The sequence below is a fragment of the Pseudomonas sp. AC193 genome (assembly GCF_979258075.1).
The window spans coordinates 4288450-4312756 of the sequence record NZ_OZ409832.1; the positions used below are offsets into that span (position 1 = coordinate 4288450).

The 24307-nt window shown below is 59.1% G+C and carries 22 protein-coding genes and 1 pseudogene; 9 read left to right on the forward strand and 14 right to left on the reverse strand.

Annotated features, from left to right (window positions below; translation table 11 throughout):
• Positions 1 to 206 precede the first annotated feature (206 nt).
• The 5 genes from ACZZ0D_RS19400 to ACZZ0D_RS19420 are packed head-to-tail and all read right to left on the reverse strand — an operon-like array spanning position 207 to position 3975.
• Positions 207 to 1196, reverse strand: coding sequence for a FecR family protein (locus tag ACZZ0D_RS19400; protein WP_463554039.1), 990 nt, complete (start codon positions 1194 to 1196; stop codon positions 207 to 209).
• Positions 1193 to 1759 (reverse strand): RNA polymerase sigma factor, encoded by a 567-nt coding sequence (locus tag ACZZ0D_RS19405; RefSeq protein WP_053117255.1) that lies wholly within the window; start codon positions 1757 to 1759, stop codon positions 1193 to 1195. Before ACZZ0D_RS19405 ends, ACZZ0D_RS19400 begins: the two co-directional genes overlap by 4 nt.
• A gap of 1 nt (position 1760) precedes the next feature.
• Positions 1761 to 2087 (reverse strand): DUF3325 domain-containing protein, encoded by a 327-nt coding sequence (locus tag ACZZ0D_RS19410; protein WP_053117253.1) that lies wholly within the window; start codon positions 2085 to 2087, stop codon positions 1761 to 1763.
• Positions 2087 to 3673, reverse strand: coding sequence for a PepSY-associated TM helix domain-containing protein (locus ACZZ0D_RS19415; RefSeq protein WP_463554040.1), 1587 nt, complete (start codon positions 3671 to 3673; stop codon positions 2087 to 2089). Before ACZZ0D_RS19415 ends, ACZZ0D_RS19410 begins: the two co-directional genes overlap by 1 nt.
• Positions 3670 to 3975, reverse strand: a complete 306-nt coding sequence (locus ACZZ0D_RS19420; RefSeq protein WP_053117249.1) for a DUF3649 domain-containing protein — start codon at positions 3973 to 3975, stop codon at positions 3670 to 3672. Before ACZZ0D_RS19420 ends, ACZZ0D_RS19415 begins: the two co-directional genes overlap by 4 nt.
• Positions 3976 to 4161: 186 nt before the next feature.
• Here ACZZ0D_RS19420 and ACZZ0D_RS19425 point away from each other — a divergent pair, with 186 nt between their 5' ends.
• From ACZZ0D_RS19425 to ACZZ0D_RS19440, 4 genes are all read left to right on the forward strand, one after another.
• A complete protein-coding gene (locus ACZZ0D_RS19425; RefSeq protein WP_463554041.1) occupies positions 4162 to 4650 on the forward strand; it encodes a sigma-70 family RNA polymerase sigma factor in 489 nt (162 codons plus the stop codon).
• On the forward strand, positions 4647 to 5579 hold the full coding sequence (locus ACZZ0D_RS19430; RefSeq protein WP_463554042.1) for a DUF4880 domain-containing protein: 933 nt from the start codon (positions 4647 to 4649) through the stop codon (positions 5577 to 5579). The genes ACZZ0D_RS19425 and ACZZ0D_RS19430 overlap by 4 nt, the downstream gene beginning before the upstream one ends.
• 179 nt (positions 5580 to 5758) lie before the next feature.
• Entirely contained in the window at positions 5759 to 8092 is a 2334-nt protein-coding gene (gene fecA, locus ACZZ0D_RS19435; RefSeq protein WP_463554043.1) for a TonB-dependent Fe(3+) dicitrate receptor FecA, read from the forward strand.
• Positions 8093 to 8329: 237 nt separating this feature from the next.
• Positions 8330 to 8698 (forward strand): endonuclease domain-containing protein, encoded by a 369-nt coding sequence (locus tag ACZZ0D_RS19440; protein WP_463554044.1) that lies wholly within the window; start codon positions 8330 to 8332, stop codon positions 8696 to 8698.
• 266 nt (positions 8699 to 8964) lie between these two features.
• Here ACZZ0D_RS19440 and ACZZ0D_RS19445 read toward each other — a convergent pair whose 3' ends face one another.
• Positions 8965 to 9372 carry an HPF/RaiA family ribosome-associated protein gene (locus ACZZ0D_RS19445; RefSeq protein ID WP_053117239.1) on the reverse strand — a complete coding sequence of 136 codons (408 nt, stop codon included), beginning with the start codon at positions 9370 to 9372 and terminating at the stop codon, positions 8965 to 8967.
• 199 nt (positions 9373 to 9571) lie between these two features.
• On the reverse strand, positions 9572 to 10519 hold the full coding sequence (locus ACZZ0D_RS19450; protein WP_159812191.1) for a LysR substrate-binding domain-containing protein: 948 nt from the start codon (positions 10517 to 10519) through the stop codon (positions 9572 to 9574).
• 135 nt (positions 10520 to 10654) lie between these two features.
• On the opposite strand from ACZZ0D_RS19450, the gene ACZZ0D_RS19455 reads away from it, so the two are divergent.
• Together ACZZ0D_RS19455 and ACZZ0D_RS19460 are read left to right on the forward strand one after the other, a co-directional pair.
• Positions 10655 to 12031 (forward strand): L-serine ammonia-lyase, encoded by a 1377-nt coding sequence (locus tag ACZZ0D_RS19455; RefSeq protein WP_053117236.1) that lies wholly within the window; start codon positions 10655 to 10657, stop codon positions 12029 to 12031.
• Between the two features lie 341 nt (positions 12032 to 12372).
• Entirely contained in the window at positions 12373 to 12690 is a 318-nt protein-coding gene (locus tag ACZZ0D_RS19460) for a DUF3509 domain-containing protein (RefSeq protein WP_053117234.1), read from the forward strand.
• Here the strand turns inward: ACZZ0D_RS19460 and ACZZ0D_RS19465 are convergent.
• On the reverse strand, positions 12687 to 13187 hold the full coding sequence (locus tag ACZZ0D_RS19465; RefSeq protein WP_053117232.1) for a phosphate-starvation-inducible protein PsiE: 501 nt from the start codon (positions 13185 to 13187) through the stop codon (positions 12687 to 12689). The two genes, ACZZ0D_RS19460 and ACZZ0D_RS19465, sit on opposite strands and share 4 nt — an antisense overlap.
• A 323-nt stretch (positions 13188 to 13510) precedes the next feature.
• Between ACZZ0D_RS19465 and ACZZ0D_RS19470 the strand changes: the two are divergent.
• Positions 13511 to 13765: pseudogene (locus ACZZ0D_RS19470) on the forward strand (YebG family protein); the annotation flags it as partial.
• Between the two features lie 145 nt (positions 13766 to 13910).
• Here the strand turns inward: ACZZ0D_RS19470 and ACZZ0D_RS19475 are convergent.
• Positions 13911 to 14930: a Leu/Phe/Val dehydrogenase gene (locus ACZZ0D_RS19475; RefSeq protein ID WP_053117228.1), complete on the reverse strand. Its 1020-nt coding sequence runs from the start codon at positions 14928 to 14930 to the stop codon at positions 13911 to 13913.
• 185 nt (positions 14931 to 15115) lie between these two features.
• Between ACZZ0D_RS19475 and ACZZ0D_RS19480 the strand changes: the two genes are divergently transcribed.
• Positions 15116 to 15919 (forward strand): transglutaminase family protein, encoded by an 804-nt coding sequence (locus tag ACZZ0D_RS19480; RefSeq protein ID WP_463554045.1) that lies wholly within the window; start codon positions 15116 to 15118, stop codon positions 15917 to 15919.
• A gap of 79 nt (positions 15920 to 15998) precedes the next feature.
• Here the strand turns inward: ACZZ0D_RS19480 and ACZZ0D_RS19485 are convergent, their stop codons facing one another.
• From ACZZ0D_RS19485 to hmgA, 4 genes are all read right to left on the reverse strand, one after another.
• Positions 15999 to 17354 carry an MFS transporter gene (locus ACZZ0D_RS19485; RefSeq protein ID WP_463554046.1) on the reverse strand — a complete coding sequence of 452 codons (1356 nt, stop codon included), beginning with the start codon at positions 17352 to 17354 and terminating at the stop codon, positions 15999 to 16001.
• A gap of 148 nt (positions 17355 to 17502) precedes the next feature.
• Positions 17503 to 18138: a maleylacetoacetate isomerase gene (maiA, locus tag ACZZ0D_RS19490; protein WP_463554047.1), complete on the reverse strand. Its 636-nt coding sequence runs from the start codon at positions 18136 to 18138 to the stop codon at positions 17503 to 17505.
• A 12-nt stretch (positions 18139 to 18150) separates the two neighbouring features.
• Positions 18151 to 19455: a fumarylacetoacetase gene (gene fahA, locus ACZZ0D_RS19495; RefSeq protein ID WP_463554048.1), complete on the reverse strand. Its 1305-nt coding sequence runs from the start codon at positions 19453 to 19455 to the stop codon at positions 18151 to 18153.
• 3 nt (positions 19456 to 19458) lie between these two features.
• Positions 19459 to 20763 (reverse strand): homogentisate 1,2-dioxygenase, encoded by a 1305-nt coding sequence (hmgA, locus tag ACZZ0D_RS19500; protein WP_463554049.1) that lies wholly within the window; start codon positions 20761 to 20763, stop codon positions 19459 to 19461.
• Positions 20764 to 20927: 164 nt separating this feature from the next.
• Here hmgA and ACZZ0D_RS19505 point away from each other — a divergent pair, with 164 nt between their 5' ends.
• Positions 20928 to 21722, forward strand: a complete 795-nt coding sequence (locus ACZZ0D_RS19505; RefSeq protein WP_053117216.1) for an IclR family transcriptional regulator — start codon at positions 20928 to 20930, stop codon at positions 21720 to 21722.
• Positions 21723 to 21767: 45 nt separating this feature from the next.
• Here ACZZ0D_RS19505 and ACZZ0D_RS19510 read toward each other — a convergent pair whose 3' ends face one another.
• Complete coding sequence (locus ACZZ0D_RS19510) at positions 21768 to 24179, reverse strand: dermonecrotic toxin domain-containing protein (protein ID WP_463554050.1); 2412 nt, start codon at positions 24177 to 24179, stop codon at positions 21768 to 21770.
• Between the last annotated feature and the right edge of the window lie 128 nt (positions 24180 to 24307).

Below are 24307 nucleotides of genomic sequence, written 5' to 3' on the forward strand. Positions count from 1 at the left end.
CATGACCTGTGTAGAACCGCAACGGATGCGAATGACTCGCAGTTTCAGTCACTACACGGATGGGGCCTGGGTTTACCTCATCACAATTTGAAAATATTTTTGCAGGTGTGTTGTCGGGGCCGACGCCTTCGCGAGCAAGCCCGCTCCCACAGGGGAACGCATTCCAAAATGTGGGAGCGGGCTTGCTCGCGAAGAGGCCAGTCGCTTTAACGCAAAATAATCAGATGCCCAAGCACCTGATGCTGCTCAAACCCCAACACCCCCTGCAAAGAATTCAACACCGCCTGCGGATCCTTGCTCGGAAAACTGCCACTGACCTTGCGCGCCGCCAGCTCATCATTGAGCAGCACAATCCGCCCCGGATAATACCGGCGCAAATCCTCCACCACGTCCCCCAGCGTCGACTTGTAATACGTCAGCCAACCCTGCCGCCAGGCCAGTTGCGCCTCGCTGTCCACGGCATGCAGTTCTTCCGCCGATCCCGCGCCGTAAGCGACTTGCTGCCCGGCCGTGAGAATCTGCTGTTCGCCATCACGATCCGCCGTCACCCCGACACGCCCGGACAACACCGTCACCTGCGCGCCATGCGCTTGCAGTCGCACTTCAAATCGCGTCCCAAGCACCCGCGCCGAACCTTTCTCGGCCTCGACCACAAACGGCTCACCGGTGTGCGTAACCGTGAAAAATCCGGCGCCACGGAGCAACTGCACATGCCGCTCACCCCGGCTGAAATCCACTGCAATCGCACTGTCAGCATCGAGGGTGACTTGCGATTGATCAGCCAATGTCACCGTGCGAATTTCCCCCGGCGCGGAAACGTAATCCGCCCCCAGATCATCAATCCAGCGCTGCGGCTGCCACCCGGTGCCGAGGCTGATCATCAACAACAGACACGCGGCCATCGCCAGCGCACCCGACCACCGCAACAGCTGCGGACGACGCGGTCGATCCATCGCATCGAGATAACCCTGCAGCGCCAAAGCGTCTTCATCGGCCAATGTTCGCGCCGGGCCTTCGCTCAGCTCCCAGACCACTTGCGCCTGCGCATAAGCCTCGGCGTGCGCCGGATCGGCGCGTAGCCATTGGCTGAAGGTGAGTTGATCGCCCGCGCTTGGCCGGTCATGCAACAGGCTCAGCCAGGCGAATGCAGCCTGCTCCTGAGCCGGTGTCGGGGTGACGTAATCGGTTGGCTTCACGGTGCTTTCCCTGGCAGGCGTGGCGCGGGTTCGCGCAGGCTGGCCTTGCAGGCCTCGAGGGCGCGCATCATATGTTTTTCCACGGCACTTTGGGACAGGCCCATGGCTTTGGCGATGTCTGCGTACTTGCGACCGTGGATGCGATTGAGCAAAAAGATCTGTCGGGTGCGCTCGGGCAATGCACGCAACGCAGCTTCGACATGACGCAGATCATTGCCCGCTTCGAGCGCGGCTTGCGGCTCGCTGCCGTGGCTGTGCGGCTCATCCGGTTGCCAGCCTTCGTTGACTCGCGAGCGCGTACCTTCGCTGCGCAAATGGTCGATGGCGATGTTGCCGGCGCAGCGCAAAAGATAAGTGCTGAGCTCTTCGACTTGCACCAGCGGTCGGCGCCAGAAACGCAGAAACAGATCCTGCACCAGATCCGCCGCTGTCGCCCGGCAGCCGACGCGCCGATTCACCAGCGCTTCCATCTGCGAGCGCTGGGACAGGAACACTTGGAGAAAATGCGCACGCGCCCCGCGCGGTTCGTCGTCGCGGGATTCCGGAGGGAGACCGATCAGCACGTCAGCACTGCGCCCATGCCGCCACCGGGCTGGCCAACAGACTCAGCCCGGCGAGCGCCAACGCCAGACGCGGGCGATACGGCATCAGCAACACCAGCGTCAATGCGCTGAGCATCAGCACGGCGAACCAGTCGACCAGGCCAAAGCTCCAGCCGTTCACCGTCACCGCCGCCCACAGCGACAAACACAGCAACAACCATCCGCCGATTTTCAGCGCCTGACGACGCGAGGCCGAAGGTTTGTGACCGAGCAATTCATCGTGATGTCGCGGCATCGACAGACACAACGCGGTGAACCCGGCATAGCACAGCAGCAGCGCCAGCAGCATCAGTTCGCTCCCTGCTCAAGGGTGATCGCCCGGGCCTTTTCGCGACGAGGATTTTTCACGCTGACAGTGCTGGCGGCGTGTTGCATTTTCCATGCGGCCCACGCGAGAAACACGCCGGTGGCGAGGCAGGTCAGATCGAAACCGGCGAGCGTCCAATCGCCCTGCGTCAGGGTTGCAGCGAGATTCCACGACGTGGTCAGCGCGTTGATCACTGGCACAGCAGTAAACAGCAACGCGCCGCACGCCAGTTGCTCGACCCACGCCTTGCGCCCCGGTCGCAACAGCGCGTGCACCACGCTCAGACCCCAGGCGATAAAGAACGCATTCACTTCCCAATCCGCACGCCCGGCGAGGCCAATCGGCAACAGACGATTAGCCAGGAAGAACACCGCAATCGCCGTCACAAGCCCGGCCATGCTGGCGATGTTCAGCACTTCAACCAGCCGCAGTTCGAACGGCATCACGCCGCTCTTCGCATGTTTCAGTTGACGCTTGCCGAGCCAGATCACCAGCCCGGTGCCGATCATCGCCGTGCCGGCCAGCCCGCAAATAAAGTACAGCCAACGCAACACCGGCCCGGCGAAGTGGCCCATGTGCAAACCATAGAAAGCGCCGCCGACCGCCATGGCCATCGGCTGATTCGGTGTGCTGCCGAGCATCTGCCCGCTGACCCCGTTGAACGTCACCGCACGGCCGAAATCGTGCACCACGCGGTCGCCGGCACGCGACAGCACCACCGTCGCATTGGCGTCGCCCGGATTGTTCACCGACAGTCGCGCCGTATGGCCGCCCGACCATTGCTCGCTGGCCTTGGCCAACAGCGGTGCCATGGGCGCCAGCGCCTGCGCAATGTTGGCGCGTTCCGGGGTATTGGATGCAGGAAAAACCTCATCATAAAACTTGTTCACGTCGCTGCCGTACGACGCCAAAATGCTCGCCGGCATGACCATCGACATGAAAATCACCAGGCTGCTGTAGGTGATCATCAGGTGAAACGGCAGCACCAGCACGCCGACCGCGTTATGCCCGTCGAGCCAGGAGCGCTGGCCTTTGCGCGGACGGAAGGTGAAGAAGTCTTTGAAGATTTTTTTGTGGGTGATGATCCCGGTGATCAGCGCGACGAACATCACCATCGCGGCGATCGTCGCCAGCCAGCGCCCCCACGGATAGGGCATTTGCAGCTGAAAGTGGAAGCGGTAGAAGAACTCGCCGCCCATGCTTTCGCGGCCCTGCACTTCGCTGCCGGTTTGCGCGTCGAGGGTTTTCGATTCGAAGCGGCCGCGCTCGCCGGGTTTGCCCGGTGATTGTTGCCAGCGCACGGTCAGCCCGGGATCACGGGCGTCGGGCAAGTCGATCAACCAGCGCGAGGCGCCGGCGGCATGTTGCTGTAGATAATTTTGCGCCAGCGTCAGGCTCGCCTCGGCATTCAACGGTCGCGAGGGAATTTCCGGCTGCATCCAGTGCGTGGTTTCATCATTGAAATAGGCCAGCGTGCCGGTCAGAAAAATCGCGAACAGCAACCAGCCGAACACCAGCCCGACCCACGTGTGCAACCAGGCCATGGCCTGGCGAAAACCCTCTTTCATGCAAAGCCCAACCCGCGAGCGGCGCCGGAGATGGTCGCCAGAATCACGCTCGGCACCAGCAAACCGACCCACGCCGACCACGCCGTGCGGCAGGCAAAGCACCACAACACCGCCACCAGATAAACCAGAAACGAGACGGTCATGCCGGTCACCACGGCTTCGGCGCGGTTGAGCGGCAACCACATGGTCAGGGTGACACTGGCCAGCGCCGCGACCAGATAGCCGCCAAACACCGCCGCCAGCACCCGCGAGGTAACGGCCAGACGATAGGACATGGGAAGTGTGGCGAGTTTGGCTTTCATGTTTCGACCCTGAAACGAAAACGTCCGGCCGACAAGCCGAACAACAGTCGAGCAATATTAATGATAAATATTCTCATACGCAAAAGCATCTGATTGCCGGACACCGTCAGCGCACCCTACAATGCGAACAGTTCTTGTTCTCTAACGCACCTCTCTACCGCGTCAACAAAACGCCCGGAGTCATCGTTGTCGTCCGCCCATCCCGTCGAATCGCTATATCAGGCCCACCACAGCTGGCTGACCGGCTGGCTGCGGCGCAAACTCGGCTGCCCGGACAGCGCGGCGGATCTGGCGCAGGACACCTTCATCAAAGTGCTGACCGCTCGCGATCCACCGGTGATCATTGAGCCGCGCGCGTTCCTCACCACCCTCGCCAAGCGCGTGTTGTTCAATCACTACCGCCGTCAGGATCTGGAGCGCGCCTACCTCGACACCCTCGCGCAGATGCCGGAAATGCTCGCACCCTCGGAAGAACACAAAGCGATCATCCTGCAAACCCTGATGGAGCTCGATGAGTTGCTCGACGGCTTGCCGCGACAGGTCAAACGCGCGTTTTTGCTGGCGCAGGTCGATGGCCTGACTTATCCACAGATCGCCGCTGAACTCGGCATTTCTGTGGCCACGGTCAAACGTCATCTGAACAAAGTGGCGATGCGCTGCTACTTCGCCCTATGAATCGCGCGCCGGATTTTTCTTCGCAGGTGGCCGAACAGGCTGTGCACTGGCTGATGGAAATGCAGCAAGGCGCCCTGAGCCCGCGCGAGCAGATGGCGATGCAACAATGGCTGGAGGCGCACAGCGAACATCGGCGGGCGTGGGAACACATTCAGCGGGTCAATCAGCGGTTGCGCGGTGTGTCTTCACCGCTGGCGCATGCGGTGTTGAACGGGCCGAAGTCGGGCAGTCGACGTCAGGCGCTGAAATTGTTGCTGATTCTTGGCGCCGGTTCGGCTGCGACCTGGGGAATGCGTGAGCACAATCCGCTGCCGTCGCTGCTTGCTGATTACCGCAGCCCGGTTGGTCAGCGGCGCAAGGTGGCGTTGGGTGCGGGCGATCAGTTGCACCTCAACACGGCGAGTGCGGCTGACGTGCGTGTTGATCAGCGTTTGATTCGTTTGCTTGAAGGCGAAATGCTCCTGACCGCGTCGCACGGGTTTGAAGTGCGTACGGCGCAGGGCATTCTGAAAACCCAGGGCGCGCGTCTCAATGTGCGGCAATTGGCCGATCGCACGCAGGTGGCGTTGTTTGAAGGGCGGGTCGAACTAAGCGCCGATGGGCGTGCGCCGATGCTGCTGCCGGTGGCTCGGCAACTGAGTTTTACCTCGACGTTTGTTGGTGACGCGAAAGCGCTGGATGCCAACAGTGGAGCGTGGGTGGACGGCATGTTGGTGGCGGCGCATATGCGCTTGGGGGATTTTGTCGATGAGCTCGGTCGCTATCGTCGCGGGCAGCTTAATTGCGACAGTAAGGTCGCTGACTTGTTGATCTCCGGGACGTATCCGCTGGACGACAGTGAGCGGATTCTTGATCTGCTGGAAATCAGTCTGCCGGTGAAGGTGAAGCGCTTTACCCGGTACTGGGTGACCGTTGAGGCGCGGGTGTAAGGAACAAGATCAAAGGATCGCAGCCTTCGGCAGCTCCTACAGGAGATATGCATTGCAAATGTAGGAGCTGCCGAAGGCTGCGATCTTTTGATCCTTGAAAAATAAATGAGCCGTTTTTCAGATCTGGCGTGACAGAGAAGGAAAGCCCCCTTGATTCAACCTTCTCAGGATCATCCACCATGCACCCCACCCGCCTCACGCCATTGGCCCGCAGCCTGCGCAATCTCGTCCTCGGCGCCAGCCTGAGCTTCAGCGCCCTGCCCGCCGCGATGGCGGCCGACGCCAAGGCTTATCACATCGCACCGTCGTCGCTGGAAAATGCCCTCAACCAGTTTGGCCGTGAAGCGGGTGTGCTGATTTCTTTCGGTTCACAAGTTACCAGCGGCGTACAAAGCCATGGCCTGGAGGGCAGCTATACGCCTGAGCAAGGTTTGAATGCGCTGCTCGAAGGCACCGGTCTGCAAGCACGCGCCGAAGGTAACAACGCGTTCAGCCTGCAACCGATCACCGATGCCGCGCTGGAGCTGGACACCTCGAAAGTCGTCGGCGACTGGCTCGGCGATGCCGCGCAGATCAACGTCTTCGAACACCCCGGCGCGCGCGATGTGATCCGCCGCGAAGAGTTCGAACGTCAGGGCGCGACCCAGGCCCGCGATGTGCTCAACCGCATTCCCGGCGTCAACGCCCCGGAAAACAACGGCACCGGCAGCCACGACATGGCGCTGAACTTCGGCATTCGCGGTTTGAATCCGCGTCTGGCCGCACGCTCGACCGTGTTGATGGACGGCATTCCCGTGCCGTTCGCCCCTTATGGCCAACCACAGTTGTCGTTCGCGCCGATCAGCATGGGCAACATGGATGCGGTGGACGTGGTGCGCGGCGGCGGCGCGGTGCGTTACGGCCCGCAGAACGTCGGCGGCGTGGTCAACTTCGTCACCCGCGCGATTCCTGAAGCGCCTACGGTCAAGGGTGGCTTCCAGACTGAGACCAGCCCTTCGTCGAGCCACGACGGCTTCAAGACCAGCGCCAACCTGCTGGCTGGCGGCACCAACGCCAACGGTCTCGGCGGCGCATTGCTCTACTCCGGCACGCGCGGCGGTGATTGGCGCGAACACAGCGACAGCGAAATCGACGACCTGATCCTCAAGGGCAAATACCAGCTCGACGAGGCCAACAGCTTCAACGCCATGGCGCAGTATTACGAAGGCAAGGCCGACATGCCGGGCGGGCTGAACGTCGCCGATTACGATGCCGATCCGTATCAGTCGACCCGCTCGAAAGACCAGTTCTGGGGCCGTCGCACCATGTTCAACTTCGGCTATCGCTATCAGGAAGATCGCCGCGAATTCACCGCCAATACTTTCTTCACCAAAACCCTGCGCAGCGGTTATCTGGATCAGGGCAGCTTCCTTTCGCTGTCGCCGCGCGAGTATTGGGTACGCGGCCTGGAAACTCGCTTCGCCCAAGGCTTCGACCTCGGCCCGACCAGCCATGAAGTCGGCATCGGCTACCGCTACATCAACGAGGCCGGCCACGAACTGCGCTATCGCACGCCGATCGCCAGCAACGAATACCCGACCACCAACAGCCGCAACGACCGCGATACCCGTGGCGGCACCGAAGCCAATGCGTTCTTCGTCGACGACCGCATCGACATCGGCAAATGGACGATCACCCCGGGCGTGCGCTACGAGATGATCGACTCGCAGCAAACCAACAACCTGACCAACGTCAAATATGAAGGCGACTACAACACCGCGCTGCCGGCGTTGAACGTGCTGTATCACCTGACCGACAGTTGGAATCTGTACGCCAACACCGAAGGCTCGTTCGGCAGCGTGCAGTACAGCCAGATGCCCAACCGTGTCAGCAGCGGTGAAGTGAAACCGGAAAAGGCCCGCACCTGGGAGCTTGGTACTCGCTATGACAATGGCGCGTTGCGCGCGGAGATTGGTGCGTTCTTGATCAACTTCGACAATCAGTATGAAAGTAATCAGACCAACGATTCGGTGATCGCCCGGGGTGAGACCCGTCATCAGGGTATCGAGACCAGCGTCAACTACGCGCTGGATGACTTGAGCCCGGCGCTGGCGGGTTTCGATGTTTACGCGACTTACGCTTTCGTTGACGCGACTATTCGTGAAGACGGGCCGAACAAAGGTAATCGGGTGCCGTTCTCGTCAAAGCACAAGGGCACGATTGGCGTGGGTTACACCGAGGGGGCGTGGAAGTTGAATCTGGACAGCAGTTTCCAGAGTGATCAGTTTGCTGATAACGCCAATACCTCGAAGGAAAGTGCTGATGGCAGTACGGGCAAGATCCCGGGGTACATGCTGTTCAGCAGCCGCGCGGGGTATGACTTTGGGCCGCAGTTGTCGGATCTTAATGTGGCTGTTGGGGTGAAGAACATTTTTAACACGCAGTACTTCACGCGCTCGTTTGATGACAACAACAAAGGCAAGTATGTGGGGGAACCGCGGACGGTTTATGTGCAGACTTCGGTAGCGTTCTGAGGATTGAAGAGCCCCTCACCCTAACCCTCTCCCGGAGGGAGAGGGGACTGATTGGGGGATGCTCACGATCTCCGTCGACCTGAACGTGCTGTGCGGAATCCATAATCGACTCGGTCTTTCAGGTCGATGTACCCCGCAAGACACCTCGGTCGGCCCCCTCTCCCTCTGGGAGAGGGCTGGGGTGAGGGTTCTCGGCTACAGTAAAATATCAAATCAACTTCACAAGGATCGTGAAGCATGCAAACCCGCCCCACCCTCGTCCAATTCTCCCGCCAGTTACGCGCTAACCAAACCGACTGCGAACTCCTGCTCTGGCAGAAATTACGCTCCCGCCAGATCGCCAATCTTAAATTCCGCCGACAGTTTCCCTGTCCGCCTTACGTGCTGGATTTTTACTGTGCTGAGCTGAAATTGGCGATTGAGCTGGACGGTGGGCAGCACTTTGAAACGTCGGGATTGATTCATGATCAGCGCCGAACTCTCTACCTGTATCAACAGGGCATTGAGGTCGTACGGTTCAGCAATCTGGAGGTACTTCAGCAGATGGATGACGTACTGGAGCAGATCATACGAATAGCGGCAGCTCGAAAATTGCCCTCACCCTAACCCTCTCCCGGAGGGAGAGGGGACTGATTGGGGGATGCTTGTGAGTCACGCCGACCTGATTCTGCTTTGCCGAATCCATAATCAACGCGGTCTTTCAGGTCGATGTACCCCGCTAGACACCTCGGTCGGCCCCCTCTCCCTCTGGGAGAGGGCTGGGGTGAGGGGCTGCTTTCTGCTGCGATACCCAAAACCATCCCACAACACAAAAAAAACGGGCCTGCATTCGCAGGCCCGTTCTCATCAGGTTGGCTTATAGAATCAGCGCATCAACTGTTGATCGCTGCCTGTTCGTTCTCGTCAAATTCTTCCGCCAACAGCTTGTCGTTGGCCTTGCCGGTGAAGGGCACTACAGCGGCGCGTGGTTTACCTCGCAGTTTGCCGAAGAGGTGCTCCAGGGCGTGCTCGAGTTTTTCGGCAGCGCCGTCGATCGCCTGTTCCAGCGAATCGGCTTTGTGGGTCACGGAAATCGGTTGATGGCCTTTTGGCCGCGCTTCCAGTTGGCAGCGCATGTCATGCGGTCCTGGTTTGTCACCGTTCTCGTCGCTCAGATGGACTTCGACACGGGTCAGGTCTTCCTCATAACGGTCGAGCGTGCTCTCAATGGTTGTACGTACCCACTCCTCCAGTCGTTTACTGCCTTGAACATGGTTATCGCTGTTGACTTGGATTTGCATAGTTCATCCCTTATTTCAGCTAGCTCGCGAGGGGCCTGAATTGAATTTCCTGACCCCTTGGTTACAACAATCGGCCCGACTGCCGAACATTTCAACCCCTGAGAAAAGATAAATATTCATTCGCAAAAAAAGCCGGACAACCGAGTAAAGCGCTGGTAAGGTCGGGAGTTGGGTCGCCTCGCAACCCGGCAAAATCTGCTCACAATTGCCCGTCGTTCAACGGGTGCAAGCTGCGAAAAATCCCCGCCTCTTCGACCAGCCAATCATGCACCGCACGCACGCCCGGATGGCTCAGCGCCCCTGGCGCATAGAGCAACACGTAACGTTTGTGATTGGGCACCGACAAGCCGAACGGCACGATCAACGCGCCCCGCTCCAGCTCATCGTTAAGCAATGTGCGCCGGGCAATCGCCACGCCCATGCCGGCAATCGCCGCTTCGATGGTCAGGTGATTGCGGTTGAAGGTGTGCCCGCGCCGTACGTCGGCGCCTTCGAAGCCGATCGCGTTGAGATAAAACTCCCACTCCGCATATTCATAACTGCCGCGCCAGGCGGTGATGTCGTGCAGCAGCGGGAAATGCCCCAGATCCGCCGGCCCGTGCAGCGGTGGGCGACCGCGTAGCAGGCTCGGCGCGCACACCGGGAAAATCTGCTCATCGAGCAAGGCTGTGGATAACAATCCCGGATAGCTGCCGTCGTTGAGATCGATCGCCAGATCGAAGTCGCCTTCGTGCAACGGCACGCTGCTGTCCTCCGCCACCAGTCGCAACTGGATATCCGGAAAACGCTGTTGCAGGCGCGGCAAGCGTGGCGTCAGCCATTTGCTCAGAAACGATGGAATCGAGCGTACCCGCAGCGTGCCGCTGATCATCCCGGCATCGAGTCGACGCAATTCCGCATCGATGCTGCCGTACGCCTCGTTGACCGTGATCGCCAGCCGCTGCCCTTCCGCGCTCAACTCCACGCCCCGCGCACGCCGGTGAAACAGACGAAAGCCGAGGCGCTCTTCCAGTTGGCGGATTTGCTGGCTGACCGCGCCCGGGGTGATGTGCAGTTCTTCCGCGCATCGGGTGAATGACAGGTGCCGTGCGGCACAGGAAAACACCTGCAGCCAGACATAGGTCTGTGCGTGCAATTGACGACTCATCGTTTAGTCCTGCTAAAGGCTGTCTTAGGAAGTTTCGTTGGTCACGTCAGACCGAGAGAGGCAGTATCGCCGACATTGCGCTTGGCCTACAAAAAATGGCGGCGATTCCTACTCCATGACTTGCAAGGCTTTAGTATGGCTATCAGTGTTTTCGATCTTTTCAAAGTCGGCATCGGCCCGTCCAGTTCCCACACCGTCGGCCCGATGCGCGCCGCTGCGACCTTCGCTCAAGCGCTGATCGACCAGCGGTTACTCAATGATGTGCGGCGCGTGGAAATCCGCCTGTACGGCTCGCTTTCCGCTACTGGCGTCGGTCACGCCACCGATCGCGCCACGGTCATGGGCCTGATGGGCGAATGGCCGGACAGCATTGATCCGTCGACCATCGACCCGCGCATCCAGCAATTGCGTGAGTCAGGCCAACTGTCCCTCGCCGGTCAACGCGCGATTGCCTTCAACTGGCAGGAAGATCTCCTACTGCTCGACGAGAGCCTGCCCTACCACCCCAACGCCATGTCGCTGACAGCCTTCGGCGAAACCGACGTGCTGCTTGAGCAAACGTACTACTCGGTCGGTGGTGGTTTCATCGTCGAAGCGGCGGAAGCCGAGTCGGGTGTAGCCCCGGCCGGCGACGTGGTGCTGCCGTACGATTTTTCCAGCGCCGCCGAACTGCTGTCGTTGTGCAAAAAGCATGGCTTGCGGGTGTCCGAGCTGATGATGGCCAACGAGCGCGCCTGGCGCAGCGACGCCGAAATCCGTCAGGGCCTGTTGCATATCTGGTCGGTGATGCGGGAGTGCGTCGAACAAGGTTTGCGCCATGAAGGCATCCTGCCCGGCGGTCTCAATGTGCCGCGTCGTGCAGCGAAATTGCACCGCAGCCTGTTGGAAATCGGCAAACCGAATGTGATCAGCTCGACCCTGTCTGCAATGGAATGGGTGAATCTGTTCGCCCTCGCGGTGAACGAAGAAAACGCGGCGGGTGGACGTATGGTCACTGCACCGACCAACGGTGCAGCGGGGATCATTCCGGCGGTTCTGCACTACTACATGAAATTCAATCCGGACGCGTCTGACGACGATGTCGTCGCGTTCTTTCTCGGCGCGGCTGCCGTCGGTATTTTGTGTAAGAAAAATGCCTCGATCTCCGGTGCCGAAGTGGGTTGTCAGGGCGAAGTCGGCTCGGCCTGCGCAATGGCCGCTGCGGGTCTGGCTGACGTGCTCGGCGCCACTCCGGAGCAATTGGAAAACGCCGCCGAAATCGGTCTGGAACACAACCTCGGCCTGACCTGCGACCCGGTCGGCGGGCTGGTGCAAGTGCCGTGCATCGAGCGCAACGCGATCGCGGCGGTGAAAGCGATCAACGCCACGCAAATGGCCCTGCGCGGCGACGGCAATCACTTCATCTCCCTCGATCGGGTCATCCGCACCATGCGCGATACCGGCGCCGACATGCATGACAAGTACAAAGAAACTTCGCGCGGCGGCCTGGCGGTGAACTGGGTGGAGTGCTGATCGCGATTGCACTGTCAGCGGTCATCTGCGCAGTTCTGCCCTGAAACCGCGCGATAAAAAAAAGCGAGCCCCGTGGCTCGCCTTTTTTATCGCCGTGTTCATTGTTCGACAATTTTTCCGGCATGTCCCTTGCAAACTCCATGGTAGGAGTTGCCGAAGGCTGCGATCTTTTGATCTTCATGACTGAAATCAAAACACCGAAGATCAAAAGATCGCAGCCTGCGGCAGCTCCTACACGAGCAATTCGCGAATGGCCACGGAATGGCCGGTGATCAGGTCTGGCGAACCAACCCGATCACGGCCGGTCAACAACTGCACGTTCAATCAGGCGGTGACGCATCATGGACAATCCATTTCAGATCATTACCGATGCTTTCGCGCCGGATTATCAGATCAACCTGAGCATTCAAGGGCTGGACGGCAGCATTATGCTGACCCTATCCAACAACGGCCGGATCGTGGCCAAACGCATGATCAGCGCCGAACAACGCAACGATCCCGCGCGCCTTAAACGCCTGGTGCAGAGCATTCAATTCGGCATCGCCATCGAACAGGGCCACAGCGCCATGGCGATCCTCGAATCGATGACCAGCGGCGACGGACTGACCCCGCCACCGCAAAAAATCATTGATCAGCCCCGACCAGCGGCCGGACTTTAAAGCTCGCCCTTCTCGACCTCGGGATGCTCGCTGGAACCTGTACCGAGGGTGCGCTGTGGTTTCTCGATTTTCACCGAGGGAAATTGTGACGAGGCGTAACGCACCACCAGAATCGCCAGCGCGAGCAGCAGAATCCCGCCGCACAGGTAGATGATGCCCATGTCCGGCGGGTTGTGGTGCGAGACGTTGGAGATCAACAGGCGCGTCAGCGCGGTGATCGCCACATAGATCAGGAAGCGCACCGGCATGTGGTTGGTCTTGAAATAAATCCCGACCATCGCGCCCAACTCGAGATAGATGAACAGCAACAGAATGTCATCGATCTTGATGTGGCCTTCCTCGAGCATCCCGAGAAACTCCATCACCGCCGCGTATGCCGTCACCGCACCGATGGCAAACAGCGCCAGATAGTGGAAGGTTTCGACGAACAGGTTGCCCAGGGACTCGGCCAGTTGATGCACGTTTTGCCGCAGTTTCTCGGCCCAGTTTATTTTCACGATGATGTTCCTTAGCTCGATGCGAGCGGATGATGCGCGTTGGACGTGACGGTTTTCTGCACGTAACGGTTTTCATGCAGAAAAGAGGCCACGCCATCATGGCGAGCCATCACCAAACCCGCGCCGTGGCGTTTGGTCGCAGGCCTCGGGTTTGCACGATCCCTGCTCGCGAATGGCCCCAACACGATCCCACTGACAAACCCTAAATCCGGTCTACATTAAAATCCCACTACCCATGGCGCAGGGATTCGCTTATCCTTTTCGCTGTATATGGATACAGTAGTCGTCAAGACAACTTAATGTGAAGGCATGTGAGGTGGTGAATGGCCGTCGAAGTGGTATACCGCAGCAGCCGAGATCTGGAGCGCTTGTTCATGGATAAAGCCGAAGCTGACCGTCATGACAAAATGCTCGAACTGGCCGAATATCTGGCCGATGTCCTGCAAAAAGCCGTTCCGTCCCTGACTGAACAGCAAGTGGAAGAAGCCGGGATCTACATGGCGAAGAATCGCGATGTGTTCGCCCGGGCGTTCAAGAGCCAGCCTGACGCGCTGTCGGAGCTGATCAACGCACCGGCCGAGCCTGTCGAGAACGCTGAAGTGGTGGAAGTCGCTGAAGCGCCGGCCAAGCCTGCGAAAGCGGCAAAAGCCCCGAAGTAATCAACAAAGGATCGCAGCCCCTGTAGGAGCTGCCGAAGGCTGCGATCTTTTGATCTTCCCCCCATCACCGATACAAAACCCGCTCCGCCAACTCATCCGCCACCCGCGCTGGCGAACGCTTCTCCGCCTGCGCATGAGCAAACACTTCCGTCAGCCGCGAACTGATTTTCGACAGATGCGCGGTAATTGTCGGCAATTCCTCGCCGCGATGCTTCAGCGAGACATAAATCAGCCCACCGGCATTGATCACATAATCCGGCGCATAGAGAATTCCGCGCCGTTCCAGTTGATCAGCCACGTCCAGATGCGTCAGTTGATTGTTCGCCGAGCCCGCCACCGCCGAGCAACGCAATTGTGTGACGGTGTGACTGTTGAGCACCCCGCCCAGCCCACACGGCGCAAGAATGTCGCACGGCGTACTGAGCAACGCATCGTTGGCAATCGGATGCGCGTTGAGTTGCTCCATCGCCAGTTGCACCTTGCCGTGGTCGATATCGCTGACCAGCAATTCGGCACCCGCCGCGTGTAGTTGCTCCGCCAGCGCATACCCGACGTTGCCCAAACCCTGAATCGCCACGCGCAAACCTTCAAGATTATCGCTGCCCAGCCGCGCCATGGCGGTCGCGCGAATACCGGCGAACACGCCCATTGCCGCATGCGGGGCCGGATCGCCCGCCGAGGTGGTGCTGGTGACGTGTTGGGTTTGTTGAGCGATGCAATCCATGTCCGCCACTGAGGTGCCGCTGTCGATGGCGGTGATGTAACGGCCATCAAGCTGATCGATGCAGCGGCCGAACGCCTCGAACAGCGCCGCACGATTTTCCACATGCGCCGGCCGCACGATCACCGCAACGCCACCGCCCTGCGGCAATCCCGCCAGCGCGGCTTTGTAGCTCATACCCTGAGCCAGGCGAATGGCATCCTCGATGGCTGATTCATCATTCGGATAGGCAAGGTAACGACACCCGCCCAGGGCTGGCCCGAGGCGACTGTTATGGATGGCAATGACCGCCTTCAACCCTGAAACCGGGTCGACGCTAAGGTGCAGCGAATCCAGGCGAGTGCTTTGCATGAGCGCAAACATTGTTGGGCTCCCGAATCACTTCTTGTAGAACGCCAGTATAGGCTTGCGCCTGAAAATTGCTGGAGCGCACCGGAATAAGCGGCCTCGAAGACAGATGTTTTGCGGCATAACTCAATCGCTGCAAAATCCGCCACTGGACGAATAGCACTGACGGGGCTAAAACGAGGCATTCGAGGGAGATTGCGATGAGTCCGCGTCAACGATTTTTCGAGTGCCTGCACCGTTCACCGCCCGCGCTGTTAGAAGCCGCGTTGTGGATTGCTGCCGAGCACGAAAAAGACGTCGACCCGGCGGCGCTGCTGCACGACTTCAAAGAGCTGCAACAGCGCGTTAGTTATGGGCTGCCGATGCTGCCGGTCAGTGAACTGGCGCAACCGTTGCTGCGGCGGATGACCGATCTGGGTTTCGCTCAGGATGATTTTTTGCCGTTACGAACGCAGGCGGCGATGCTGCCGAAAGTCATGCAGACCCGTCGCGGTCAGCCTTTGGCGCTGGCGTTGATTGCGCTGGAGTTGGCACAGGGCCTGGAGATTCCGCTGGTCGGGGTCAACTTCCCCGGGCACTTTCTGCTGCGAGTACCAGGGGCCGATCACCTGCTTGATCCCTGCGGCGGTCGACGCCTGTATCCGAATGATTGTCGCGAGTTGTTGCAGCGCCAGTACGGGCCGAACATGAAGCTCAACGCCGAGCATTTACTGACCGCCTCGCCGGTGCAGATGCTGCAACGTTTGTCGCGCAACTTGCGGCAATTGCATCTGACCCATGAGGACTACATTGCCTCGCTGATCGACGCTGAACGGGTACTCGAACTGGGCGATGCTGCTGCCGCTGATTATCTGGCGCGGGCGAGTTTGTATCAGCGGCTGGATTGCCCGAATGCCGAGCGCTTCGATCTGGAGCGTGCGTTGTTGCTGAGCGATGATCCGATCCAGCGTCTGCGCCTGACCGACCGGCTCAGCCACTTGCCGCCTAATTCTGTCGTCCATTAAAAGCAAAAGATCGCAGCCATCGGCAGCTCCTACAGGTGATCTCATGTAGGAGCTGCCGAAGGCTGCGATCTTTTGATCTTCAAGATTTAAAAGGCGCCGCAACACCAACAACCGAACCACCCTCGGAAGGCGAGCGCACCTGGATGATCAGCAGCGCCGCAATGACCGCCGGAATCGCGCAGAAGAAGAAAATCTGCTCCACGGGAATGTGCATCGCCAGCAGCAGACTTCCGAACAAGGGCCCGAGAATCGAACCAAAACGCCCTACACCCAATGCCCAACCAGTGCCCGTGGCGCGAACGTGCGCCGGATAGAAGTTACTGGCGAACGCATTCAACGTCAGTTGCCCGCCGATGATGCAGAACCCCGCCGCAAACACGCAGGCCACCAGATAACGCGGGCTGTCGTGATTAAGGCCGAGCAAAATCGTACACAGCGCCGCGCCGGCCAACACGCCAGACAACAGCCGCACCTTGCGCTTTAAACGGTCGGCAAACCACGCCATGCAAATCGCGCCGAGGGTGCCGGCGAACAGGAACATCGACGTCACCAGATTGGCTTCGTTGAGTGTCAGGCCACTTTCCAGCAGCAACGTCGGCAGCCAGCTGATCATGAAATACAGAAGAATCAGGCTGACAAAAAACGTCGCCCAAATCAGCAGTGTCGGTCGCGCGTAGCCGTTGCGGAACAATTCGACCACGGTCAGTTTGCTGCCCTGCTCGCGTTCGTTTTGCTCGACACTCGCCACTGGCGGTTGCCAGTCCGGCAACATTCGCGCGGTGACTTTGCGCAGGCGCGCATACGGCGGCGCGTCACGCAGCAAACGCGGCAGCGACTCCGGCAGCATCCACCAGAGGAACGGGAACAGCAGCAACGGCGTCACGCCGCCAGCGAGGAACACCGCTTGCCAGCCGAATTGATCGATAAATCCGGCCGCGACAAAACCACCCGCCGCACCACCGAACGAAAAACCGCACGCCGCCAGCGTCACCATCAAAGTACGCAAGCGTGGTGGCGAATATTCCGACATCAACGCCATCGCGCTGGGCATCGCGCCGCCCATGCCGATGCCGCAGATAAAACGCGCGATCATCAGCGTATTCAGGGAATCGGCGAACACCATCAACACGGTGAGCGTGGCGTAGATCAGCACGCAAGCAAGCAGAATCCGTCGCACGCCGAAGCGGTCAGCCAATGGTGTGACCACCAGCGAACCAATGGTCAAACCGAGCAGGTTGGCGCTGAAAACAGGTCCGAATGCGGCTTTTTCCAGACCCCAATCCTGAGCCAGTGCCGGGACAACGTAACCGAGCACCTGCGCGTCGTAGCCGTCGGTGACGAGCAGCAAGGCGAGCAGGATCAGGAGCAACCACTGATAACGGGACACAGGACGGGCGTCGAGTGCCGCACGGAAGCTGGCAATCTGGTTGTGCATCGCAAGGTACCTGTTTTGTTTTTATGATTTTTTGGTGCAGCAACCGATACCCCTTGTGGGAGCGGGCTTGCTCGCGAAGGCGGTGGGTCAGTCAACATTTCCGTAGCTGACACTCCGCCTTCGCGAGCAAGCCCGCTCCCACAGGGGATTACGGGGTGTCAGGTTGATTCGCGGGATGGGCTTTGATGAATGCCGGATGGTCTGCGGCCAGCGCCGCCACTCGGCAGATTCGCGGATAAGCCTCCAACGAAACATTGAACCGCTCAGCCGCATACAACTGCGGAATCAAGTAAACATCCGCCACACACGGCCACTCGCCGAAACAGAAACCGCTATCACCAATCAACTGCTCCACCGTCGCCAAGCCTTGGCCGATCCAGTGACTGATCCACTCCACCACCTGCGGCTCTTCCTGCCCCGACTGGCGCAGGCGATTGAGCACGCTGACGTTGTGCAGCGGATGCACGTCGCAGCCGATCACCGCCGCCACGCCGCGCACATGGGCGCGGGCCGCGAGGTCTTCCGGCAACAACGGCACCTGTGGATAACGTTCCTCCAGGTACTCGATGATCGCCGGCGACTGGATCAATAACTCGCCTTCATCAGTGCGCAAGGCCGGCACCCGGCCCTGTGGATTGATCGCCAGATACGCCGCTTGCCGATGCTCGCCACCGGCCGGTGCGATCAGGTTGACCGGCAGTGCCTGATAGTCGAGACCCTTCAATGCCAATGCGATCCGCACGCGGTACGACGAGGTCGATCGGTAGTAGGTATAGAGATCCATAAACCGCTCCTGTCAGCGCGCCGCCAACACTTTGCCACGGCATTCGCCGAAGCCGATCGAGGCAAAACCATCACGGGCGCAACGTGCACGCAGGATGATTTCGTCACCGTCTTCAAGGAATTTGCGCACTTCGCCGGAGGCCAGTTCGATCGGTTTTTTACCGCCCTCGGTGATTTCCAGCAGGCTGCCGAACTGACCGTTTTCCGGGCCGGACAAAGTGCCCGAACCGAACAGATCACCGGCCTGCAACTGGCAACCGTTGACGCTGTGGTGCGCGACCATTTGCGCGACTGTCCAGTACATGTAGCGGGTGTTGCTCAGGGTCAGGCGATGGGCTGGCAGATTCTGTTCGCGCATGGCTTCGGTGAGCAGCAGCACTTCCAGTTCGATGTCGAAAGCACCGCCGTCCTGATCACGTTGTTCGAACAGGTACGGCAGCGGCTGCGGATCACCCTCCGGACGCTTCGGTTGCGCGGTGCGGAATGGCGCCAGCGCTTCTGCTGTTACGACCCACGGAGAAACGCTGGTGATGAAGCTCTTCGACAGGAACGGGCCCAGCGGCTGGTATTCCCACGCCTGGATATCGCGCGCCGACCAGTCGTTGAGCAGGCAGAAACCGGCGATGTGATCAGCGGCATCGCCGATGGCGATCGAATCGCCCATCTCGTTGCCCTGACCGATCCAGATGCCCAGTTCCAGTTCGTAATCCAGTCGCGCGCACGGGCCGAAGGTCGGCTCAGTCTGACCGGCCGGTAGCGTCTGGCCTTTCGGGCGACGCACATCGGTACCGGAGGCACGCACGGTGGAGGCGCGACCGTGGTAACCGATCGGCACGTGCTTGTAATTCGGCAGCAACGGGTTATCCGGACGGAACAGTTTGCCGACGTTTTGCGCGTGTTCGATGCCGACGTAGAAGTCGGTGTAATCGCTGATGCGTGCCGGCAGGTGCAGTTGGCAATCGGCGGCCAGTGGCAGCAGTTTTGCACCTTGCGCTTCGATGCTGCCACGGTGCGTGCTGCCTTCGCTGAACAGTTCCAGCAGGCGCTCACGCAAAGCAACGCGAGCGTCGCGACCGAGTTCAAAAAACGCGTTCAACTGGCCGCCGTGCATGGCTTCGACGGCACTGCGCGCGGCGCCGTCGAACAGCCCGGCTTCCAGCGCGACTTGCAGATCAAAAATCTGTTCGCCAATCGCCACGCCTGCGCGCGGCGCCGAACCGTCCACGCTGAACACACCGAGCGGTAAGTTCTGCAGTGGGAAATCTGCGTGACCGTTGGCTGAAGCGACCCAGCTGCGGGTGATGGAATTCTGCGTCATGGGTTATCTCCGGGTCGGGTCGAACGTGGCGGGCAGCGTGGCCCAGCAAGCGTCGTAAGTAGATTGCAGTTGCGGGCAGTCGAGGGCGAAACGGCTTGGGCGCAGCACCTGACTGGTCTCGAACATGAAGGCCATGGTGTTGTCGATTTTCGCCGGTTTGAGCTCGGCGTTGATCGCTTTGGTGCAGGTCTCGCCGTCCGGGCCGTGGGCGCTCATGCAGCTGTGCAGCGACGCGCCGCCGGGCACGAAGCCTTCAGCCTTGGCGTCGTATTCACCCTGAATCAGGCCCATGAATTCGTTCATCAGGTTGCGGTGGAACCACGGTGGCCGGAAGGTGTTTTCGGCGACCATCCAGCGCGGCGGGAAGATCACGAAGTCGAGGTTGGCCAGACCGTGCACGCTGGTCGGCGACGTCAGCACGGTGAAGATCGACGGATCCGGGTGATCGAAACTGACCGTACCGATGGTGTTGAAACGGCGCAGGTCGTATTTGTACGGCACGTTATTGCCGTGCCAGGCGACCACGTTCAGCGGCGAGTGATTGAGTTCGGTGGCCCACAACTGACCGAGGAATTTCTGCACCAGCGTGGTTGGCTGCTGCAGATTTTCGTAAGCAGCGACCGGCGTCAGAAAGTCGCGCGGATTGGCCAGACCGTTGCTGCCAATCGGCCCCAGATCCGGCAGCCGCAGCGGCGCGCCATGGTTTTCGGCGACATAGCCGCGCGCTTGTGGGTCGAGCAGTTCAACGCGGAATTTCAAGCCGCGCGGCAGCACGACGATTTCCAGCGGAGCCACTTCCAGCACGCCCAGCTCGGTGGCGATGCGCAGACGGCCGAGTTGCGGCACTAGCAGCAGTTCGCCGTCGGCATTGAAGAACACGCGTTCCATCGAACGATTGGCGGCGTAGTTGTAAATGCTGATGCCGGACGGTTTTTCGGCGGCGGAGTTGGCCACCATGCTCACCAGACCATCGATGAAATCAGTCGGCTCGGTCGGGATCTCCAGCGGATTCCAGCGCAGACGATTCGGTGTCACATCGCCCAACGGCCCACCGGCCAATTGCCGTTCCAGTTTGACGAACGCCGGGTGATTGGCCGACGGCTGAATCCGGTACATCCAGGTGCGCCGCGCTTCACTGCGGGCCATGGTGAACGCGGTGCCGGAAAACAATTCGGTGTAGAGGCCGTACGGGGCTTTTTGCGGGGAGTTCTGGCCGACGGGCAGCGCGCCGGGCAACGCTTCAGTGCTGAATTCGTTGCCGAAACCGGACTGATACGCCAGCGCCTGAGCGGTTGAATCGAGGTTCATGGAGCCTCCTGAACAGGGAGTCGGCAGTGGCCCATCGCTCTGGCTCAGAGGTTTCGGCACGCCGGGGTTGTTATTATCGTAATTCGATTACGCATAACGTAATTTGCTCGCTATCCAGCGTCAAGCTATAAAGACGCCCATTCGTATCGGAACCCGGCCGCACCATGGAAAAAACCAGCGACAGTAACGGCAAACAGAAAGTCCGCTCCGCCGAAGTCGGCACCGACATCCTCAAGGCTTTGGCCGAGCTGTCACCGTCGACCTCGCTGTCGCGTCTGGCCGAACACGTACAGATGCCGGCGAGCAAGGTGCATCGCTATTTACAGGCGTTGATCGCCTCGGGTTTCGCCGAGCAGAACGCCGCCACCAACCATTACGGTCTCGGTCGCGAAGCGCTACGTGTGGGTTTGGCCGCACTCAACAGTATGGACGTGCTGAAAGTCGCCGCCCTGCCGTTGGCCGAATTGCGTGACGAGCTCAACGAGACCTGTTTTTTGGCGGTGTGGGGCAATCAGGGTGCAACCGTCGTCCATATCGAGCCGGCCGTGCGTGCGGTGACGGTGGTGACACAACTCGGTTCGGTTCTGCCACTGCTCAGTTCTTCGACGGGACTGGTGTTCAGCGCGTTTCTGCCGCATCGGGAAACCGATGATCTGCGCGAGCAGGAAATCGCCGTTGCTGATCACCCGCTCAAAGACGAAAAGACTTACACAACCCTGTGCGAACAGATCCGCGAACGCGGTCTGCACCATGTTCACGGCTTGCTGATGCCCGGCGTGGACGCGTTGTCCGCGCCGGTGTTCAATGCCGTCGGCCAGGTCGCAGCCGTGCTCACTATCGTCGGCCCGACCTCGTTGTTTCACGCTGACGAAAACGGCCCGGCGGCGCAGCGCTTGTTGGCGGCGACGCGGGCCGTGAGCTGGCGAATGGGCTACCAAAGCGATGAAGTCAGTCGCTGAGCAGCGCCATTAGCGTGCGACGCTGTGGCATGGCACGGTACTGGGTCAGATAACCGTGGTTTTACTGGTCAGGGCTTGAGGGCCATCCAGGATCTCCTGAATGGCCTCCTTTGCCAGACCGGGCAGACCAGCATGTCCTGTTGCCTGCCTGTAAAAACTCTCGACTTTATAAACGTCACCGAGCAGTGAAACGAAGTTACGTTGCAATGTGGACGCGGCGCGCTTACCCGCGGCAGCCTTGCCCAACGAGGCCAGTTCCGCAATTGCTCCCACAAAATGCTTCAGCGCTTTCGCCCGATCACCCTGAACGAGTGCATCCAGCCCGGATACGGCCTCTTTTGTGAACAGCACAACACTCAAGGCAACGCCCACCGGCGGGAATACGAAACTCAGTGCGGTGACGACCGTGACAACGCCGTCAAAAATCAGCCCAAAAATGATTTCGGCCATGCTTTGGGTTTTTTCATCAACATCGGAAATCACTTTGTAAATAAACTCGCTATAGCACGCTTGGAAGTTCTCGATTCGAGCATAGGGTTCAAGCGCAGGAGCCTCGGTAAAATTGCTTCGTAGTTCGAGTTGCTCCAGATAATCTTTGACCTTGTTTTGATATTTTTCCTCAACTTTTTCATAAAAATACCGACCATAACCGCGAGATTTCACCGCGTCGACAAACTCGGAGAATGGCCAGAGTTCACGACCATCCGGTGCATCGGGGGCGAAGAGATATTCTTCGACGTGACTGCCCAGCTGTATCCGAAAGACGAACACGCCTACAACCTTTGCTCTCTTGATGTGCAAATTGCACAGCGCGCTGTAACCAATTTGAGAAATCTCTTCCAGAACCGCTTTGGGAGGGTGCACGCCATCAACGTCCGCAACTACATTAAGTAACTCAGGTAATGCTTGAGCACTTAGTTGGCCACTGAAAAACGCCTGCATGACTGCTATATACATTTTTCGCTTCAAGATCGCCAAATACAGGCGGCGATTGAAGGCGCCCGTCACATGCTGTGGATTCAGCTGAACAGTGCGCAACATATTAATGTACTGTTCGCCCGGCCGCAGCCTCTTCGACCAACTGGAGATATTTCGAATATCCAGCGCATCGAGCGGCGGATGACCACCCGTGACTATAAATCTCGGATATTTTGGCTCGCCGACACGGTTGGCATAAAAAGATACTTCACCAACGATCAACTGAGTCAAGGTCAGTTGTTGGTCTTCGCTGATCTCAATCCGGATCTGATCTGGATTGATCGAAACATAAACGCCTTTTTCCGACAAATGCTCTTCAACAAGCTTCTTGATGAGGTCAAAACAGAATTGTTCGTACGAAACAAATCCACCCTGACGCACGCTCACTGCTTGCAGTGCTTGAAGTTCGGTATTGACGCGAGTAAACAGCTGACGCTGGACTGCAGTGGCCGATCGATAGGCATAAGGTGTGACACTTTCCTCCTGCGCCACAATCCATGCTCGCAGGTTGTACACCAGATTCAACATCACTTCCGAGCCACGGTAAGAAGTAGGCCCCACCTCCACACCTCGCCACAGTGAGGGTAACTGCACGACCTTCTTAAGATGACTGGAAATGGCCTGCCGATCCATTGCATGAGATTGCCAGGCGAGGTAATCGCAGCCCTTTTCAGTCGCGGCCCAGCTACCGATTTCCAGACTCAGGCTGCGCAGATCCGGCAGTTCGCGCCATTCGCGATCGATTGGAGCGCCCGGCGCATAGAGAAGCCAGCCACCCTGACCTGGCTGCTCAGAACCGATGACGACGAGATCCTTAAGTGGCCGATTGTTAGTTCCGGGCAACTCCAGTTTCAGGCAACTGACAACGAGCCCCGCCTCACCTTCGACCGCGCGCCGAACACGCTCAAGATTGGTTTGATTGAGATGTCCCTGAAGCCGCGCCGAAAAAGCGCTCAGTAACAGCTGCTGTTTTACGAAAGCCGCCATGGCCTCGATGACAGTGCTTTTTTCGTAAGTCTTGCGCAAACTCGCACCGTAATCAGCGCGTAGATCTGAAGTGTCCATGGAGTTTTCAAGCCATCGCTGGTTCATCCGCGCAGGCACTCCCTCCCCCAGGCACTCCAGGCGCCCACGTGACGATTTGTCGTGCAGCCCATACAGCGCAAACTCAGTCAGACTCCGTGAGTTGTCCTGCTGAATAAGGTGCGGGCCTACTTTGAAAACATATTGTGAACGAACGGTGATTTGATCAGGATTCAATACCCTACCAAAATCGAGCCTGATCGAATCAGCAATGACAAAGCGCGCATACGACTGGAGATCGGTCAGGTGCCCCAGTTGTCGTTCGAGATGCAGTCGACTGGCAACAAGCTGTTGTTCTAACTGCGCAAACTCGAGCTGCTTATCACCCTCGGCATTTCCCAGCCATTTTGCAGGTTCTTGCACGTTCGCCAAAATTCGCTTATCAAACAAGTTCATTCAATGCCCCTGAGTTATTTCAGAACACAACCAGCCGAATGGCAGGTCAACGGGCAAAAATTACTTCAGTTGACGAAAACAAAAAAACCGACAAGCAATTCAAAATATGGGCAAAGCATGCAAAACGT